The following is a 16,982-nucleotide window of genomic DNA, read 5'->3' on the forward strand; positions in this document are numbered from 1 at the left end:
ACTCATGCAACAGATTATAAATTTTATAATAAGAAACAAAACGTTTTTGTTGTTCTTGTTGCTGTTTTCTATTTCTATTTTATTTACCATTCAGTCGCATTCTTATCATAGAAGTAAGTTTATTAATTCTGCTAATTTTTTAACTGGTGGTGTTTATAATACGGCAAATAACTTATCTCAATATTTTAATTTAAAATCTCAAAACAAAATACTTTCTGAAGAAAATAATAGACTAAAATCTCTCTTATTCAATTCAAATAACACCACGGATTCTACATTTGTTGACAGTACATCCTTTAACAAACAATATAAATTTACCTCAGCCAATATTATTAGAAACTCCTATGCGGGAACAGACAACATACTTTTAATAAACAAAGGCATTAAAGATAGTATTAAAGAGGATTTTGGAGTTATTACTAGTAAAGGTATTCTAGGTATAATTAATAAAACAAGTACTAATTATGCTACTGTTATATCAATTTTAAATACCACAAGTAATATTAGCGCTAAACTAAAAAAAACCGACCATTTCGGGTCATTAAAGTGGGATGCTAAAAACCCAAATATCACGCAACTTACTGATATCCCTAAAGTCGCAAATATAAAAGTAGGAGACACAGTTGTTACTTCAGGTCTATCCTCAATTTTCCCTAAAGGCATCAACATAGGTATAGTAGAAAATTTTGAGCTTGACCAAGCAGAGAATTATTATGAGGTTAATGTGAAATTATTTAATGACATGACTAACATAGAACATGTTTACATTATAGAAAATATTGATATTGAAGAAATCACTAATTTATTAAATTCAAATTAATGAATAGTGTTATCTCATTAAATGGTATTCGCTTTCTGGTATTAGTACTTGTACAAGTTTTAATATGTAATCACATAAACTTTATGGGCTACATAAATCCTTATTTATACATACTTTTCATCATTCTATATCCTACTAAAAACAATCGTTCGTTATTTATTTTTCTAAGTTTTTTATTAGGTCTTACAATCGATTTATTTTCAGATTCAGGAGGTATTCATGCTGCAGCTTCAGTTTTCATAGCTTATGCAAGACCATTAATTTTAAGATCATCATTTGGCGTGCAATACGAAAACTATGCAATTAAATTTGATAATGTAGAATTTGGCTCAAAAATAAGTTACATCACATTTTTAACTATAATGCACCATATTATTTTCTTTTCTTTAGAAATATTTAGTGCTTCCAAGATAATTTTAGTCCTTCAAAAAACGTTATTCTCAAGTATATTTACTATTTTATTGAGCATCTTAATAACTATTATTTTTAGTAGAAAAACGTAATGAGACAATTTTTACTTTTCTTTTCAATAATTCTGGTAGGCCTTGTGTTTTTATCAAGACTGTTTTATTTGCAAATTTACGACACAAATAACTACAGTATACTTGAAGACAATGCTATTAGAAAAGTTTACGACTATCCAAAACGTGGTTTTGTTTATGATAGAAATGGCCAATTATTAGTTGCAAACCAACCATCTTATGATGTGATGGTAATTCCTAGAGAGATTGAAGAATTTAATATTCAAGAATTTTGTAATCTATTAAAAATCACTCCAGAAACTTACGACAAGAAACTAAAAAGGTGCTACAATTATTCCCCAAGATTACCTTCTGTTTTTATTTCGCATCTATCAAAAGAAGATTATGCCGTTTTACAAGAGAAAATGCGAAAATTTCGTGGTTTCTATATTCAGAAACGTTCACTACGTCATTATGAAACTACAATTGGCGCCAATGTTTTAGGTGATATAGGCGAGGTTAATAATAGAGATTTAAACCGTGACCCATACTACAAAATGGGTGATTTAAAAGGTAAGCAAGGTGTTGAAGCTTCCTATGAAAAAACATTGCGTGGTATTAAAGGAATAAAGTTTATACAAAAAGATAGATTTAACAAAAATATTGGTCCTTACAAAAAAGGAAAATTTGATACCATTCCTGAACAAGGTAAAGATATTACAATTACTATTGATAGTAAGCTTCAAGCCTATGGAGAGCTACTAATGAAAAATAAACGCGGCGGCGTTATAGCCATTGAGCCATCTTCCGGAGAAATTCTCGCTATGGTTGCTGCACCAACATACGACCCCAATATTCTTGTGGGAAGAGAACGTTCTAAAAATTTTACCAAGCTATTAAAAGATAAAATTGCTAATCCTTTGTTCAATCGTAGTATTCAAGGAGTATATGAACCAGGTTCACCATTTAAATTGATGAATGCATTAATTGCCTTACAAGAAGGCGTTATTACTCCTGACGATAAAGTAACCTGTTATGCTGGTTATAAATACGGTAATCGTTTTATGAAATGCCATTGTTACAGAGGAAGAAGGAATAATATGTTAACAGGAATTCAAGAATCGTGTAATGCTTATTTTGCAACAGCTTACAGAAAAATTTTAGATAAAACTGGAAACGCATCAGAGGGTATTGATACTTGGAGTAATCATGCGAAGAGTTTTGGTTTAGGTAATTTTTTAAATAACGACCTGTTTGTGGGGCAAAAAGGTAGAATTCCAGATAGAGATTACTACAAACACGTTTATCCAAAAACATTTTATTCTACTTACACCATATCTAATGCTATAGGCCAAGGCGAGGTTGCAACAACACCAATACAATTAGCAAATATGATAGCCGCCATAGCAAATCGCGGCCATTATTATACACCACATATTATAAAAAAGATTGAAGGAGAAACGCTACCCGAACAATTTACAAAACCAAAGTACACCTCAATCAAAAAGGAACATTTTGAACCTGTAATTGAAGGCATGCATCAAGTTTATAAAAACGGAACTGCTAAATTTTTAAAAGTAAAAGATATTGATATTTGTGGAAAAACAGGTACTGTAGAAAACTTTGCAATAATTGATAGCGTGAAAACACAATTAACAGATCATTCAATTTTTGTAGCATTTGCACCAAAAGAAAATCCTAAAATAGCTATTGCTGTTTTTGTTGAAAACGGGTATTGGGGAAGCAGATTTGCTGGTAAAGTTGCAAGTTTAATGATTGAAAAGCATATAAGAGGTGAAATAACGAGGATAGATCTAGAAGAATGGCTTTTAAAACATAGTTTAGAAGATGAATATGCTAAGCCATATTCGGGAGAACCATTTAATATTAATGGAAAAACCACACTACAGGTTGTTGAAGACAAGGAATATTACTACCTAAAATCCCTTTTAAATAAAATGAATAACGTTGAAAATTAATGTTAAGAGAATCTCACAAACATTTTAGGTTCGATTGGATAACCATTTTTCTTTTTTTTCTCTTAGTTGGTTTCGGATGGCTTAATATATTATCAGCTTCGCACGTTGGTACTACAATAAACTATTTCGATTTCACTCAACCTTTTGGGAAACAACTTATTTTCATTTTTCTAACCGTTGGTTTAATTATATTATTACTTGCTGTTGACGCTAAATTTTACGATCGTTTCTCGGGATTGATTTATATCGTTTCGATGCTTTCATTGGTTGGGCTTTTTATATTCGGAAAAAATGTAAACGGTGCCACATCTTGGTATGCCATTGGCAGTATGACCATACAACCTAGCGAATTTGCTAAAGCAGCAACTGCACTAGCAATAGCCAAATACGTTAGTGATTTAAATACAAACATTAAAAATTTTAAAGATCAATTACAAATTTTTATAATAATTCTTATTCCTGCTTTTTTAGTGATATTACAAAATGATACAGGCAGCACCATAGTTTATGGAGCTTTCTTTTTTGTTTTGTATCGAGAAGGGTTGCCTAAATACTATTTACTTATAAGCATTTCAGTTATTTTATTATCAGTACTGTCACTAAAATTTGGAGCTATAATAACATCAATTACTGCTGTATTATTAGTTGTTGGATGGTCGTTTTTTAGCAAAAAGAGATTAAAAATTTTTCAATCTATCTTTATTCTAATTATGGCTATTGCACTTTCAATAGCTGTTAAATATGCATATAGCAATATTTTACCGCCACATCAAAAAGATAGAATTACTATTTGGTTAAGTTTAGAAAAAGATCCTGCAAAGTTAAAATCTATGAAACAAACTATTGCTTATAACCTTAATGAGTCTGAAAAAGCAATAAGTTCTGGTGGTTTTTTTGGAAAAGGATTTATGGAAGGCACGCGAACTACCGGAAAATTTGTACCAGAACAGCACACTGATTATATTTTTAGCACCGTTGGCGAAGAATGGGGCTTTCTGGGAAGTGCCTTTGTTGTTATTATTTTTGTATTATTATTACTGCGTATTCTTCATTTAGCAGAATTACAAAAATCTCAGTTTAGTCGTGTTTATGGCTATAGTGTTGCGTCTATTATTTTTCTTCATTTTTTAATAAATATTGGTATGGTAATGGGTTTAATACCCACTATTGGTATTCCGCTGCCACTATTCAGTTATGGCGGTTCTGGGCTTTGGGCTTTTACAATTTTAATTTTCATATTTATCAAGTTAGATTCTAACAGGATTAATGAATGGTAGTCTATTATGACTTTTAATTATCTTACTTGAATGGATAAATTAAATCTTAAAAAAGAGAATGAATTAAAACGAAAAAACAAATCTTTGACACATAATGAATGGATGACTTTTTTCTTTTTACCATTTTTGACTCCTAAACCAAATCACAGAAATGATGACTTTTCACAATCAGAGCTAGATAGATTTAAAAAATATGGTTTTGACAAAAAAATTAAAGAAGCATCAAAAGCAAAAAAACAAGGTTTGCTATTTTGGTTAGTAATGATATTAATTACAATAAGCATCATAACATTTTGGAAAAAATAAATCTAGAATATTTATTTGTTCAAATCAAGTTTCTCTGCAAAATAATCGCAAAAATCTTTCATTGTAGCAGTCATTTTTTCATCCTGTGTGGCTCTATTAAAAGTATCGCTCATGGCTACTAAAGTTTGATGAAAAAACACTTTCATTTCATCTACTGGCATATCTTTTGTCCACAAATCAACTCTTAAAGATTCTTGAGCTTTAGAATCCCAAACGGCTAACATCATCGCTTTTGCTTCTTCATTTGTAATGCCACCGTCTTGCGCTGTCCAATATAACTTTTCGGGAACACGGTTTTCATCCAACTCAACATTTAACTCTATTTTCGATTTTATATTAGCCATTATTTACGTGGTTTAAATTTTGAATTATTAAAAATATCTTCGGCACTTGTAATAAGCATTTCTTTTAAAGAAACATCATTCTGATTCATGTAAGCTTTTACTATTTGCCAACCCATATACTGCCCTAAACGCCCTGGTGAATCTGTATCAATTTCTTCTAAAAAAAACTTAGAAAATGGTGCTGGATTTATAAAACGACTTGGTAGCTTGGAATCTGTACTAAAAAGCAATTCACGCTCTACAAAATATCTCCAAATATAGCTTTCGTTTGATTTGGCCCAATTTAACTGTTCGTTGGTATATCCTATACGTTCAGCCTCAGATTTAAAAGGTATAGAAACATCTTTAAAATAAAGTTGCTTGCCAAAATATATCATTTCATCAAGTAAGGTCTTCTTCTGTTTTTGATAAATATATTTCTCTGCATATTGCGATGCCAAATCAACTACTATCTGTTCTTTTCTTAAATTACTGGTAATAAATTTAGGTATATTACTATAAAACTCATGATTACTACCTAGATATGAATCTAGGGCTATTAATGAGATTGTATCTGTAACAATTACTCTATCTCTGTAGCGTACATAATTTGTTGTAGTTATAACTCGAGGCGGATTAAATTCAGGAAAATAGTATTTAATATGATTAAAAAGTGATTCTATTTCTTCTTCAGTATCACTAAAAGTGCCAAAGGTTTTATCAACTTCTTGAAAAAGCTGTAATTGCAATGTATCGTTTTTAGTTTCTATCCATGTAGAATCTGTATCGCGTTCTGAAAACATAAAAGGATAGGCTTTCTTTAATTTGGAAAAATCGTTTAAAGAAGCTTCAGAAACATATCTATCAAAACGTTCAACATTAATATCTACATTAATACTAGCTATTTCCTGTTCTAACTTGTTTTTGTCTTTACATGAAACAATAACTAATATAAATAATGGTAAAAATAGATACTTCATAGAAAACTTAAACGACATAAATTTTTATTAATTGAGTGTATGCTTTATTTTTGTTTACAAAGGTAGTATTCTTAGATTTAAATTTATAAAATATGCAGGTAGAAAAAGTTGTAGATTATATCGTTAATTGGTTAAAAGACTATGCAACAAACGCAGGTATAAATGGTTTTGTAATTGGCGTTTCAGGTGGCATAGATTCTGCAGTTACATCAACTTTATGTGCAAAAACAGGTCTATCTCTTTTATGTTTAGAAATGCCCATACATCAGGCTCCTTCGCAGGTTAGCAGAGCTTTAAATCATATTGACTGGTTAAAAGCAAATTTTGATAAAGTTGAGATGACGCAAATTAATCTCACACCTGTTTTTGATAGCTTAGTAGCATCTTTACCGCCAGTTGAAAATGAGGAAGAGCGTTTTATGTCTTTAGCCAATACAAGAGCACGTTTAAGAATGACATCACTATATTATTTTGCGGCATTAAATAAATTATTAGTAGCTGGCACTGGTAATAAAGTAGAAGATTTTGGTGTTGGTTTTTATACCAAATACGGTGATGGTGGTGTAGATTTAAGCCCGATTGCCGACTTACTAAAAACTGAAGTTTATGAAATAGCAAAGTTTTTAGGCATTAATCAAGAAATTATAGACGCTGCCCCAACAGATGGTTTATGGGGTGACGACAGAACAGATGAAGACCAAATAGGTGCGTCTTACCCGGAATTAGAATGGGCCATGAAAATGGATGATGATGGTAAAACTATAGATGATTTTTCTGGAAGACAAAAAGAAGTCTTTAAAATTTACAAAAGTTACAATTCTGCCAACAAACACAAAATGATTCCAATACCAATATGCGAAATACCTAATAATTTGAAGTGATTTTTGTTAAATACTTAAAAAAGTATTACATTTAACGCAAGCTTATTCTCTCAATTATAATAAACTCTCAAAAAAAGTTATAATAAAGCTTTACAAATTATGATAAAATTATTAATAGCAGATAATCATCCGATTATCAGAAAAGGTCTAGAACTCCTTTTTACAGCCTCATCAAACATTGAAGTTGTAGGAAGTGTAGATGATGGCGAAGCCATTTTAGAGTTCATCAAAAAAAATCCAGTGGACATTATTTTAATGGAAGTAGATTTCCCTAAACTTAATGGACTTACAGTATTGCGTTATTTAAAAAACGATTTTCCTGATGTTAAAACCATTATTTTTAGTGGTCAGCCGGAAGAAGTGTACGCCATAAATGCCATTAAAGCTGGTTCTTCTGGTTATATTTCCAAATCGGTTAATATTATAACCATTAGTGAAGCAATTTCTAAAGTTCATGATGGTGGCATTCATTTAAGTAATGAATTAACACAACAACTAGCTTTTGGAACACGCTCTAACAAAAGTGGTTCTTTTTACAAAAAACTATCAACCAGAGAATCTGAAGTTTTAAAACTTTTAACTGTTGGTAAAAAGAACAAAGAAATCTCTAAAGAGTTAGACATTAACGAAAAAACAGTTAGTACTTACAAAGCACGTTTAATGCGTAAACTTAAAGTTACTAATTTGGTTGATTTAGTTAATCAAGCAAAAATTAATCAAGAGTTATTATAACACTCTATTTAGTTTTCTAGACAATAGCATTTTTAAGCCTGAGTAGTCTTTTACTTCTTCAAGTATATTTCTATTCGTGCTATTGTTTTCTTTTAATGTTTCTTGCTGAAACTCTTTTACTTTTTGGTCAATTAAAAAGCAACGCAAGCTTAATATAGTTTCACTAACTAATTGAGCAACGCTGTGCGTTTTTTCTTTTGGGAAGATATTCATTCTATTCCAATCGTCTAAACTATAACGCTCATCTTCCATCAAAATAGTGGTTATTTCGTTAGATACGTTTTGGTCTACAGAGTTTATGAAGGTTCTTAATTCAAAATCTGAATCCTGATTTAATCTATCTATAATCGTGTAATACAAGTTTTTAAATTGCTCATTTGTAAACTCCATTTCATCATCTTGTAAATCTAAAAACACCTTTTCAAAAACCTTAGCTTGATGAATAACAGGTTCTAAAATAAGTTCACCACTATCGTTTTCTTTCAAAACTAAATCTTCAAACTGCTCTGTTTTATTACCATAAAGCAACAATACCTCAATAATTTTTCGTTCTAAAACATACTGAACATCTACCTTTTTTACAGGCTCTTGATGCTTTATAACCTCAAAAGCCTTTTGGTCTTTTTTATATTGTTTATTCTCTTCTTGAGATTCTTTCTTATTAATTTGTGCTAAGGTGCTAAACAACACCTCTTCACTAATATCCATAATTCGAGCGCACTCTTGAATATAGATTTCTTTCTTTATTCTATCAGGAATTTTAGAAATACTATTTACAATATCTCTAACCGTTTCTGCTTTCTTTATAGGGTCATTTTTTGATTCTTCAAATAAAACTGATGCTTTAAATTGAATAAAATCTTTGGCATTTTCAGTTAAATACAGTGCCAGTTCTTCCAAGGTATTTTGTTTTGCAAAACTATCTGGATCTTCACCTTCTGGAAATGTACAAACCTTAACGTTCATACCTTGCTCTAAAATCAAATCGATACCACGAAGTGATGCTCTCATACCTGCAGCATCTCCATCAAAAAGCACCGTAATATTTTTTGTGAGGCGGTTTATAAGTCGTATTTGCTCTGAAGTTAAAGCAGTTCCAGAGGAAGATACAACATTTTTTATGCCTGTTTGATGAAACTGAATTACATCTGTGTAACCTTCAACTAAATAACAATTATCTTCTTTAGCTATACTTTGTTTAGCATGATAAATTCCATAAAGCACTTTACTTTTATGGTAAATATCACTTTCTGGTGAGTTTACGTATTTTGCAGCTTTTTTATCTGTAATTAAAATACGCCCTCCAAAACCTAAAACTCTACCGCTCATACTTTTTATAGGAAACATAACGCGCCCTTTAAAACGGTCAAAACGTTTATTTTCCTTTACAATAGTGAGTCCTGTTTTTTCTAAAAAATCTATGTTATAACCTTGCTTTAACGCTTCGTCTGTAAAGGCTTGCCACTCGTTTAAAGAATATCCTAAATCGAATGTTTTAATGGTTTCTTCAGTAAAACCGCGTTCTTTAAAATAACTGAGCCCTATAGATTTTCCTTGATCAGTTTTATGTAATATTTTCTGAAAATATGTATTTGCAAATTCGCTTACTAAATATAAGCTTTCGCGCTCGTTAGCCTTTTCCTTTTGCTCATCAGACTGAACAGTTTCCTCTACTTCAATATTGTATTTTTTTGCAAGATATTTTATAGCCTCGGGATATGTAAAATGCTCGTGTTCCATTAAAAAAGAAACAGCAGTCCCTCCTTTTCCTGTCGAAAAATCTTTCCAAATTTGTTTCACTGGCGAAACCATGAAACTGGGAGAACGCTCATCACTAAATGGACTTAAACCCTTAAAGTTGCTCCCTGCTTTTTTAAGCTGAACAAAATCGCCAATAACCTCCTCTACTCGGGCGGTATCAAATACTTGGTCTATAGTTGCTGGCGATATCAAAATTAAAATTTATTTGAAATGTAAAAGTAATCTATTGATTTGAGAAATTAAAGCACTTTTAAAACTTGACATTCTAATGAAATTTATCGAACTTCGGAAGCAATTCTATTGATTTTTAAAACATCTTCATATGAAAAACGTCTATTTATTAATCATTTTTACTTTGTATTTTACAAATTCGAAATGCCAAAATTCAGAAAATTTAACAGAGTATATTGGTCCTAAAAATGGATCGTTAGTGATAGTAGGTGGCGCAATGAAAAGTGAAGCTATTATGAATCGCTTTATCAATTTAGCGGGCGGAAAAGATGCTGCAATAGTAGTAATACCAACTGCTAGTGGAAGAGAACATTATAATGAAAATTCCGGCTTTGCAAAAAAGTTAAGAGCTTTAGGAGCAACTAATGTAACCGTACTACATACAAATGATAAAAAAATTGCAAATACTGAATCTTTTGTAAAACCACTTTTAAAAGCCAATGGCGTATGGTTTGGAGGAGGAAGACAATGGCGCCTTGTAGATTCTTATAAAAACACTTTAACAGAAACAATGTTTAAAAAAGTTTTAGAACGAGGTGGTGTTATTGGCGGTTCGTCCGCTGGCGCCACAATACAAGGTAGCTACTTGGCTAGAGGTGATACAAAAAACAATCAAATTATGATGGGAGACCATGAAGAAGGTTTCAACTTCATGAAAAATGTTGCGATTGACCAACATGTATTAGCTAGAAACAGGCAGTTTGATATGTTTGAAATTTTAAAAAACCGTCCTGAGCTATTAGGAATTGGTATTGATGAAGATACGGCTATAGTTGTTAAAGGAAACGAATTTCAGGTTATTGGAAAAAGCTATGTACTTGTTTATGATGGGTCGTTTTTCTCACGTGAAGGGAAACTTTTAAAAAAACTACCTGAAAAATCTAATCTTTTTTATTTTCTAGGAAAGGGTGAAAAATATGACCTTTTAAATAGAAAGGTTAAAAGATAAAAGCTTAACAAAAAGTAAAAAGGTGAAACATGTTTTTCACCTTTTTATTAACACTTAATTACTATTTATTGAAAATTAATCCATATCAAATCGAACTCCGATTGAAATATTATTTTGGTCTATCAATTGGTCCTTAAAAATTGGAGATAAGTCATACTTAACATATAAAGCAATATTATCAAAGGCTAAATAACCACTTAAACCATAAACTAAATTACTAGTATTAAAACCTCTTTTTTGCTTATCTTTTACGCGCTCACCATCCAACTCATACTTTAATTTTTGTCGAGTTCCTATATTAAAACCTGCATAACCACCTAAACCAATTTTAAACTTATTATCTGTAGAATACCTATAGTACGTATCCTTATCTATGCGTTTAGATGGACCAAATTCAAAATGCATTGGAAAAACTAAATTGGTAATTGATAATTTTGATTTTCTAAGATTTTCTGGAAATTCTTGAAGGAGTGTTTCCCCTCCTTGACTTACGAAATACTGATTATCATTAGGTTTTAACCCATTTATTTGAAAGGAGTACCCGTATTTAAATCTTAAAAAATTGGAGTTTTTAAAAACTCTAGTTTTCCAAGCCCAACCTAATTCTATAAAACGTGAGCCACCAAATTTATAAGGTGAATCGTCAAGTTTTTCACCTTCTATTATAGCGTTGTTCAAACCAAAAGCTAAAACAAAATCACTTGTTGTTCTTAAATCATATTTTTTAGGTTTATTCTTTTTACCGTCAATATTTATACCAGCAAAACTACCTTCTTCTCCTATACTAAAACCAACTTTATCTGTTTCTTCATCGTTTGTGATTACATAACCATCTTCATTTCTTTCTAAAAGATTAATTTTATTATTAACAATAGCTATTCTATTTTCAATATTTAAAGCACGCTTTTTGGCAACTTCCTTTTTTAATTCTTCTGCTTCATTATTTGTGATTTCACCTTTCTCTAATCGCAAATTGATAGCTTCAACTTCTATTTTTAAAAACTCACGCTCTTGATTTTTAATATCCTCTTTAATAGACTTTAATTCTTCTATTTTATGTTTATTATTAACATTTTGAATGGTGTCTTGCGCATTGATTAATTGCACATTTAAACATAGCACAACCAGTGCCAAATACTTAGTAATTGTTTGCATAACTGTTCGTTTTTTAACCCACACAGGGGATTTATTAATGATTTTTATTGATGATTTTTTTTATTATTTTATCAATAGGTATTAATTGTTACGTTGGGCAACTGCAGTTTTTACCGAATTGTAACTGGATTTTAAGGCTTCGAAAACCTTACTTCTGAAGGATTGATCTAAATCTGCTTCAACGTCTTGAAGCAATGCATCAGCATCAACCACTCCTGTAGTTTCATTTATTAATTTATTTAATTTTATTTCTTTTTGGGCTTGTTGTAATAAAGCATCAATATCATCATCAGTAACAACTTTATTTTGACTCTCCATCGATTGAACTTGTGCTATAACATCTTGTATTTTCTGTTCTTCAAAAGATAAGTTTTTCTTTAAAATTTGTACTGGCTTAGCAGTAATATCTATTTCTTTTTTATCTTTTGGAGTAATTTCAGCAATAGCTTCACTTACATTAGTTCTGGTTTTCTCTTGCTCTATTTGTTTTTGAGTTGCCACTATAGCTTCTGTTTTTGGCTTGTCTTTTGCAACAAAATCATTCACTTCCAGTACTTCTTCAACAGCAATTTGTTCTTTAGGTTGTTGTTGAATAGTTTTGGGTGTATCAGCTATTTTTGGCTCAATTTCTATCTTAGATTCATTATTCCAAAATTGAGAGACTACAAATAGAATTCCAACAATACTAGCTGCAATACCTAGCCATAAATACGGCTTACTAGTGTTACTTTTTTCCTGAGTATCTAATCGGTCTGATAATTTTTTCCATGCATCATCAGATGGTTTTATACTTCTATTTTCAAGCTTTTCTTTAAGGTGTTCTTCGAACTTAATTGGTGCCATAGCTTGTTATTTTATTTAATTTTTTAATTTGTTCTTGAAGCATTTTTCGTGCTTTAAATAATTGCGATTTTGATGTGCCTTCTGTTATGTTTAGCATATCTGCAATTTCATGATGTTTATAACCTTCAATGGCATACATAATAAATACCAATTTGTAGCCTTCAGGTAGATTATCAATTAACTGTTGTATTTCTTCAACCTCAATTGCTGTATTTATGTTATTCTCGTAATTATCTTTTACAACTAAATCCTCAATAGAAAATTCAATTTTTTTTTGTTGTCGCAGAAACGAGATAGATTCCCTTACCATAATTCTTCTAATCCAGCCTTCAAAACTCCCTTCGCTTTTAAAACTATTTAAATTAGAGAATACTTTAAAAAATCCATTTAACATAACATCTTCAGCATGTTGAATATCTTTAATATAATATCTGCAAACACTTAACATTTTTGGAGCATGTAACTCGAATAAAACATGTTGCGCTTCACGATTATTCTTTAAGGCCTTTTTTATTAGAGCCGATTCGTTTTTATGGAGTTGTATAACTTTCAAAAATGATTTTATCTGTTGATTTATATTGCTTTCCATCCGTCAGATTTAACATTCATTAAATTAATCTATTTACATTAAAAAATTAGAAATAAATGTTTAATTCTGCTTTCTATATATACAGACGCTATTTTTATGTAAATGGTTGCCTGAAGGTTAAATTAATTTTAACTTTTATTGAAAAATTCTGATAATCAGACTTTTAAAAATATCCTTTTTTGTGAATTTATTTATATCGCAAATAAATTTAAAAAAAAAGAATCCTCCATCAAAAATCTACATATTTTTTACTAATTATTAATTATTATTGAATTTTATTTACTTAAACCCTTAATTGGTTGAATATTTTTTATCAATTAACTATATTTGGTAATACACACAAAGCCTATGGATAACAATCATCTTTTCTCATCATACGATACACTTCCAAAAACTTGGGACGAAATGTACAACGATAATGCAGAGTTTAGGTCTCAATACGAAGGATTTATAAAATATCTAGAAAAAACTTCTCCAGAAAAACTAACAAAAAAGGAGGATTTATCTAAACAGTTATTTATGAGCCAAGGTGTTACCTTTACTGTTTATAATGACAATGAAGGTATTGAGAAAATATTCCCTTTTGATATTGTACCAAGAATAATTACTGCTAAAGAATGGGCTAAAATTGAAAGTGGCATAAAACAACGCCTAAAAGCATTAAACTTGTTTATTAAAGACATTTATAATGAACAGTTTATTATAAAAGATGGTATAATATCTGCCGAATTAATTTATTCTTGTCCAAATTTTCTTCGTGAAATGAAAGGTGTAAAAGTGCCACACGATGTTTATGTGCACATATCTGGTGTAGATTTAATTCGAAATAATGATGGTGAATTTTACGTGCTTGAAGATAATTTAAGAACACCATCAGGGGTAAGCTATATGTTAGAAAACAGAGAAATTTCTAAGCGCCTATTTCCAGGTATTCTACCAAAAAGTAATATTCAATCTGTTTCTAATTACCCAAACTTATTGTACAAGAAACTTAAAGAGCTTTCCAATAATTCAGATCCAAACATTGTTCTATTAACTCCTGGCATTTATAACTCGGCTTATTACGAACACACAACACTAGCCAGATTAATGGGAATAGAGTTGGTTGAAGGCACAGATTTAGTAGTAAAAAACCATTATGTGTATATGAAAACAACAAATGGTTTAAAACAAGTTGATGTTATTTACAGGCGTGTTGATGATGACTTTTTAGATCCGCTAGAGTTTAATGCCAAAAGCGTTTTAGGTGTTGCAGGTATTATGGCGGCTTACAGAAAAGGCAACGTTAATATTGTAAATGCACCAGGCACAGGAATAGCAGATGATAAAGCTATTTATATTTACGTGCCGGATATGATAAAATATTATTTAGATGAAGAACCCATATTAAAGAATATTGAAACTTACCAATTAGGTCGACCCGATGAACTTGAATATGTTACGAAAAACATAAAAGATATGGTTATTAAAAAAACTGATGGTAGTGGTGGTTACGGTATGCTCATGGGGCATGAAGCAACAGATGATGAAATAAAAGACTATCTAGATAACGTTAACAAAAAACCTGAAAATTTTATAGCACAGCCTATTTTAAGACTTTCAACCGCTCCATGCTATATTGATGGACAATTAACTCCAAGGTGTATCGATTTACGTCCGTTTGCACTTTCGGGAAGAGACGGTATAGATATTTGCCCTGGCGGATTAACAAGGGTTGCACTTAAAAAAGGCTCTTTAGTTGTGAATAGTTCTCAAGGTGGAGGAAGTAAAGACACATGGGTTATAGGATAAATCTAAAAAAAATAGTTAAGTATGTTAAGTAGAGTAGCAAATAATCTTATTTGGTTAGACAGATATATGGAACGTGGTAATGGGATACTGAGTTTACTAAAAGTGAACTTTTATGCAAATCAAGATTCTCCTGAACTATTTTCTTGGACCCCAATAATGAAAACGTTTACTCCTTATGATAATGAATTTTATACCGAAGACCCTCTAGAATGTATAAATTTCATGGTACTAGATACAAACAACTCAAATTCTATTTTAAATATTGTAACTCGTGCCAGAGAAAATGCAAGAAGTGTTCAAGAGCATATTTCTAGAGAGCTTTGGCTCTGTATAAACAATTATTACCTCTATCTCACCAGTAAAGATTTACCTAAAAAATTAGAAGAAGACCCAGTTCATTTTTTAGAAGATTTAAGAAAACATCACCTTGTTTATTATGGCACATCAGATATTACACAAGAGCGTGGTGCTTCCTATTATTTTATGAATGTTGGAAAGTTTTTAGAACGTGTTATTCTTATTTCAGATTTTACATCGCTTAAGCTCATTGACATCGGAAATACATCAGATACCTTAGAACAAAGTTTTTACTGGAAAAACTTACTTCTATCCATTGGTGGATACCAATTATATTTAAAAACACATAAATCTACTTTTAATGAAGAGCATGTTATTCGCATGGTGTTTCAAGACAAATTATTTCCAAGGTCCGTATATTATTGCGTAACAAAACTTAAAAGACATATTGAGCAACTTGTTGAAAGTAAAGAGCTTGATAATGATAATATAGAGTTTTTACTAGGTAAACTAGAAAGCACAATAAAATACACAACCATTGAAAATATTAAAGCTATTGGAGTAAATAATTTTATTGATGGTATAAAAGAAGATATTAGAAACATTTCTATAAATATTAATGCGGTTTATTTTTCACAAAATAATTAACTTACGTTATGGCTACATTTTTTATAAAACACAGTACTAAGTACAGTTATAGCGATGCCGTAATTGATGGCGCTACACTAATCAGATTGCATCCTATCAACGATGATTATCAAAAAGTAGTTTCGCATTTAATTTCGGTTACAAACAACCCTTTCGTTGAAACTTTTAATGATTTTTATGATAATCGAGTAGGTACTTTTATGGTTACTGAGCCACATGAAGTTCTAGATATTATTTCGGAAATTGAAGTTACAACTTCCGATAGGTTATTTCCTGATGATAGTGTAGATATAGTTTCACAATGGGAAGAACTAAAACGAATAAAATGTTTAATTGATTTTATTGATTTTACAAGACATAAACCTTTTGAAGGAAGTCAAGACATATCTGATATTATTTTAGATTTAAAGCTTAAAACAAAATCTCCATTTAAAGCAGTTTTAGAACTTTGTGAATACGTTCATGCCAATTTTGAGTATAAAGCTGGAATTACTGATGTTAACACGCCTATAGATGAGGCATGGAAATTGAAGAAAGGAGTTTGTCAAGACTTTACAAACGTATTGTTACAAATGGTAAAAATGGCTGGGATTCCAGCACGTTATGTTAGTGGTTACATATGTCCTAATGATGATATTACCAGAGGTGAAGGTGCAACTCATGCCTGGATAGAAGCTTATATTCCATTTTATGGATGGCTAGGTATTGACCCAACTAATAATGCTATAGCCAATGAAAATCATGTAAGATTAGCTGTTGGTAAAAATTACAACGATTGCTCTCCTGTTAAAGGCGTTTTTAAAGGTAATGTTGAAGCAAAGATGGAGGTTAAAGTTGAAGTTAAAACTAAAAAGAATGGAATTGAGTCTTCAATAGAACCATTTGTTTCAAGTACATCCAATAATAGCTACAAACGAAATTTAGAACGTATACAACAACAGCAGCAATAGTATTTTTTA

At 30.7% G+C, this 16,982-nt stretch carries 17 protein-coding genes; 11 read left to right on the forward strand and 6 right to left on the reverse strand.

What is annotated here, in order from left to right:
* Positions 1-4 precede the first annotated feature (4 nt).
* The 5 genes from mreC to ABD939_RS06020 are packed head-to-tail and all read left to right on the forward strand — an operon-like array spanning position 5 to position 4,843.
* Positions 5-820 (forward strand): rod shape-determining protein MreC, encoded by an 816-nt coding sequence (gene mreC, locus ABD939_RS06000; protein ID WP_345165714.1) that lies wholly within the window; start codon positions 5-7, stop codon positions 818-820.
* The gene (locus ABD939_RS06005; protein ID WP_345165717.1) at positions 820-1,323 is read left to right on the forward strand and encodes a rod shape-determining protein MreD; all 504 of its coding nucleotides are present in this window, start codon (positions 820-822) and stop codon (positions 1,321-1,323) included. Before mreC ends, ABD939_RS06005 begins: the two co-directional genes overlap by 1 nt.
* On the forward strand, positions 1,323-3,260 hold the full coding sequence (gene mrdA, locus ABD939_RS06010) for a penicillin-binding protein 2 (protein ID WP_345165719.1): 1,938 nt from the start codon (positions 1,323-1,325) through the stop codon (positions 3,258-3,260). The genes ABD939_RS06005 and mrdA overlap by 1 nt, the downstream gene beginning before the upstream one ends.
* A complete protein-coding gene (gene rodA / locus ABD939_RS06015) occupies positions 3,260-4,537 on the forward strand; it encodes a rod shape-determining protein RodA (protein ID WP_345165722.1) in 1,278 nt (425 codons plus the stop codon). The genes mrdA and rodA overlap by 1 nt, the downstream gene beginning before the upstream one ends.
* 30 nt (positions 4,538-4,567) lie before the next feature.
* The gene (locus ABD939_RS06020; protein WP_345165724.1) at positions 4,568-4,843 is read left to right on the forward strand and encodes a hypothetical protein; all 276 of its coding nucleotides are present in this window, start codon (positions 4,568-4,570) and stop codon (positions 4,841-4,843) included.
* Between the two features lie 11 nt (positions 4,844-4,854).
* Here the strand turns inward: ABD939_RS06020 and gldC are convergent, their stop codons facing one another.
* Together gldC and gldB are read right to left on the reverse strand one after the other, a co-directional pair.
* A complete protein-coding gene (gene gldC, locus ABD939_RS06025; RefSeq protein WP_345165727.1) occupies positions 4,855-5,187 on the reverse strand; it encodes a gliding motility protein GldC in 333 nt (110 codons plus the stop codon).
* The gene (gldB, locus tag ABD939_RS06030) at positions 5,187-6,146 is read right to left on the reverse strand and encodes a gliding motility lipoprotein GldB (RefSeq protein WP_486303713.1); all 960 of its coding nucleotides are present in this window, start codon (positions 6,144-6,146) and stop codon (positions 5,187-5,189) included. Before gldB ends, gldC begins: the two co-directional genes overlap by 1 nt.
* Before the next feature lie 92 nt (positions 6,147-6,238).
* Here gldB and nadE point away from each other — a divergent pair, with 92 nt between their 5' ends.
* Together nadE and ABD939_RS06040 are read left to right on the forward strand one after the other, a co-directional pair.
* Positions 6,239-7,027: an NAD(+) synthase gene (nadE, locus tag ABD939_RS06035; protein WP_345165732.1), complete on the forward strand. Its 789-nt coding sequence runs from the start codon at positions 6,239-6,241 to the stop codon at positions 7,025-7,027.
* A 99-nt stretch (positions 7,028-7,126) separates the two neighbouring features.
* Positions 7,127-7,759 (forward strand): response regulator, encoded by a 633-nt coding sequence (locus ABD939_RS06040; RefSeq protein ID WP_345165734.1) that lies wholly within the window; start codon positions 7,127-7,129, stop codon positions 7,757-7,759.
* Here the strand turns inward: ABD939_RS06040 and dnaG are convergent.
* Positions 7,754-9,712 carry a DNA primase gene (gene dnaG / locus ABD939_RS06045; RefSeq protein ID WP_345165738.1) on the reverse strand — a complete coding sequence of 653 codons (1,959 nt, stop codon included), beginning with the start codon at positions 9,710-9,712 and terminating at the stop codon, positions 7,754-7,756. The genes ABD939_RS06040 and dnaG overlap by 6 nt on opposite strands.
* A 130-nt stretch (positions 9,713-9,842) precedes the next feature.
* Between dnaG and ABD939_RS06050 the strand changes: the two genes are divergently transcribed.
* On the forward strand, positions 9,843-10,700 hold the full coding sequence (locus ABD939_RS06050) for a cyanophycinase (protein WP_345165741.1): 858 nt from the start codon (positions 9,843-9,845) through the stop codon (positions 10,698-10,700).
* A gap of 75 nt (positions 10,701-10,775) precedes the next feature.
* Here the strand turns inward: ABD939_RS06050 and ABD939_RS06055 are convergent, their stop codons facing one another.
* The 3 genes from ABD939_RS06055 to ABD939_RS06065 form a co-directional block, all read right to left on the reverse strand.
* Positions 10,776-11,855, reverse strand: a complete 1,080-nt coding sequence (locus ABD939_RS06055) for a porin family protein (RefSeq protein ID WP_345165744.1) — start codon at positions 11,853-11,855, stop codon at positions 10,776-10,778.
* Positions 11,856-11,936: 81 nt separating this feature from the next.
* On the reverse strand, positions 11,937-12,698 hold the full coding sequence (locus ABD939_RS06060; protein ID WP_345165746.1) for a hypothetical protein: 762 nt from the start codon (positions 12,696-12,698) through the stop codon (positions 11,937-11,939).
* Positions 12,685-13,287 (reverse strand): RNA polymerase sigma factor, encoded by a 603-nt coding sequence (locus ABD939_RS06065; RefSeq protein WP_345165750.1) that lies wholly within the window; start codon positions 13,285-13,287, stop codon positions 12,685-12,687. Before ABD939_RS06065 ends, ABD939_RS06060 begins: the two co-directional genes overlap by 14 nt.
* A gap of 348 nt (positions 13,288-13,635) precedes the next feature.
* Here ABD939_RS06065 and ABD939_RS06070 point away from each other — a divergent pair, with 348 nt between their 5' ends.
* From ABD939_RS06070 to ABD939_RS06080, 3 genes are read left to right on the forward strand one after another with little or no spacing between them, the layout of a single operon-like run.
* Complete coding sequence (locus ABD939_RS06070) at positions 13,636-15,078, forward strand: circularly permuted type 2 ATP-grasp protein (protein ID WP_345165752.1); 1,443 nt, start codon at positions 13,636-13,638, stop codon at positions 15,076-15,078.
* 21 nt (positions 15,079-15,099) lie between these two features.
* Positions 15,100-16,023: an alpha-E domain-containing protein gene (locus ABD939_RS06075; protein WP_345165755.1), complete on the forward strand. Its 924-nt coding sequence runs from the start codon at positions 15,100-15,102 to the stop codon at positions 16,021-16,023.
* An 8-nt stretch (positions 16,024-16,031) separates the two neighbouring features.
* A complete protein-coding gene (locus ABD939_RS06080) occupies positions 16,032-16,973 on the forward strand; it encodes a transglutaminase family protein (protein WP_345165758.1) in 942 nt (313 codons plus the stop codon).
* The last annotated feature ends 9 nt before the right edge of the window (positions 16,974-16,982 follow it).

Source organism: Algibacter aquimarinus (assembly GCF_039543265.1).
Taxonomy (GTDB): domain Bacteria; phylum Bacteroidota; class Bacteroidia; order Flavobacteriales; family Flavobacteriaceae; genus Algibacter_B; species Algibacter_B aquimarinus.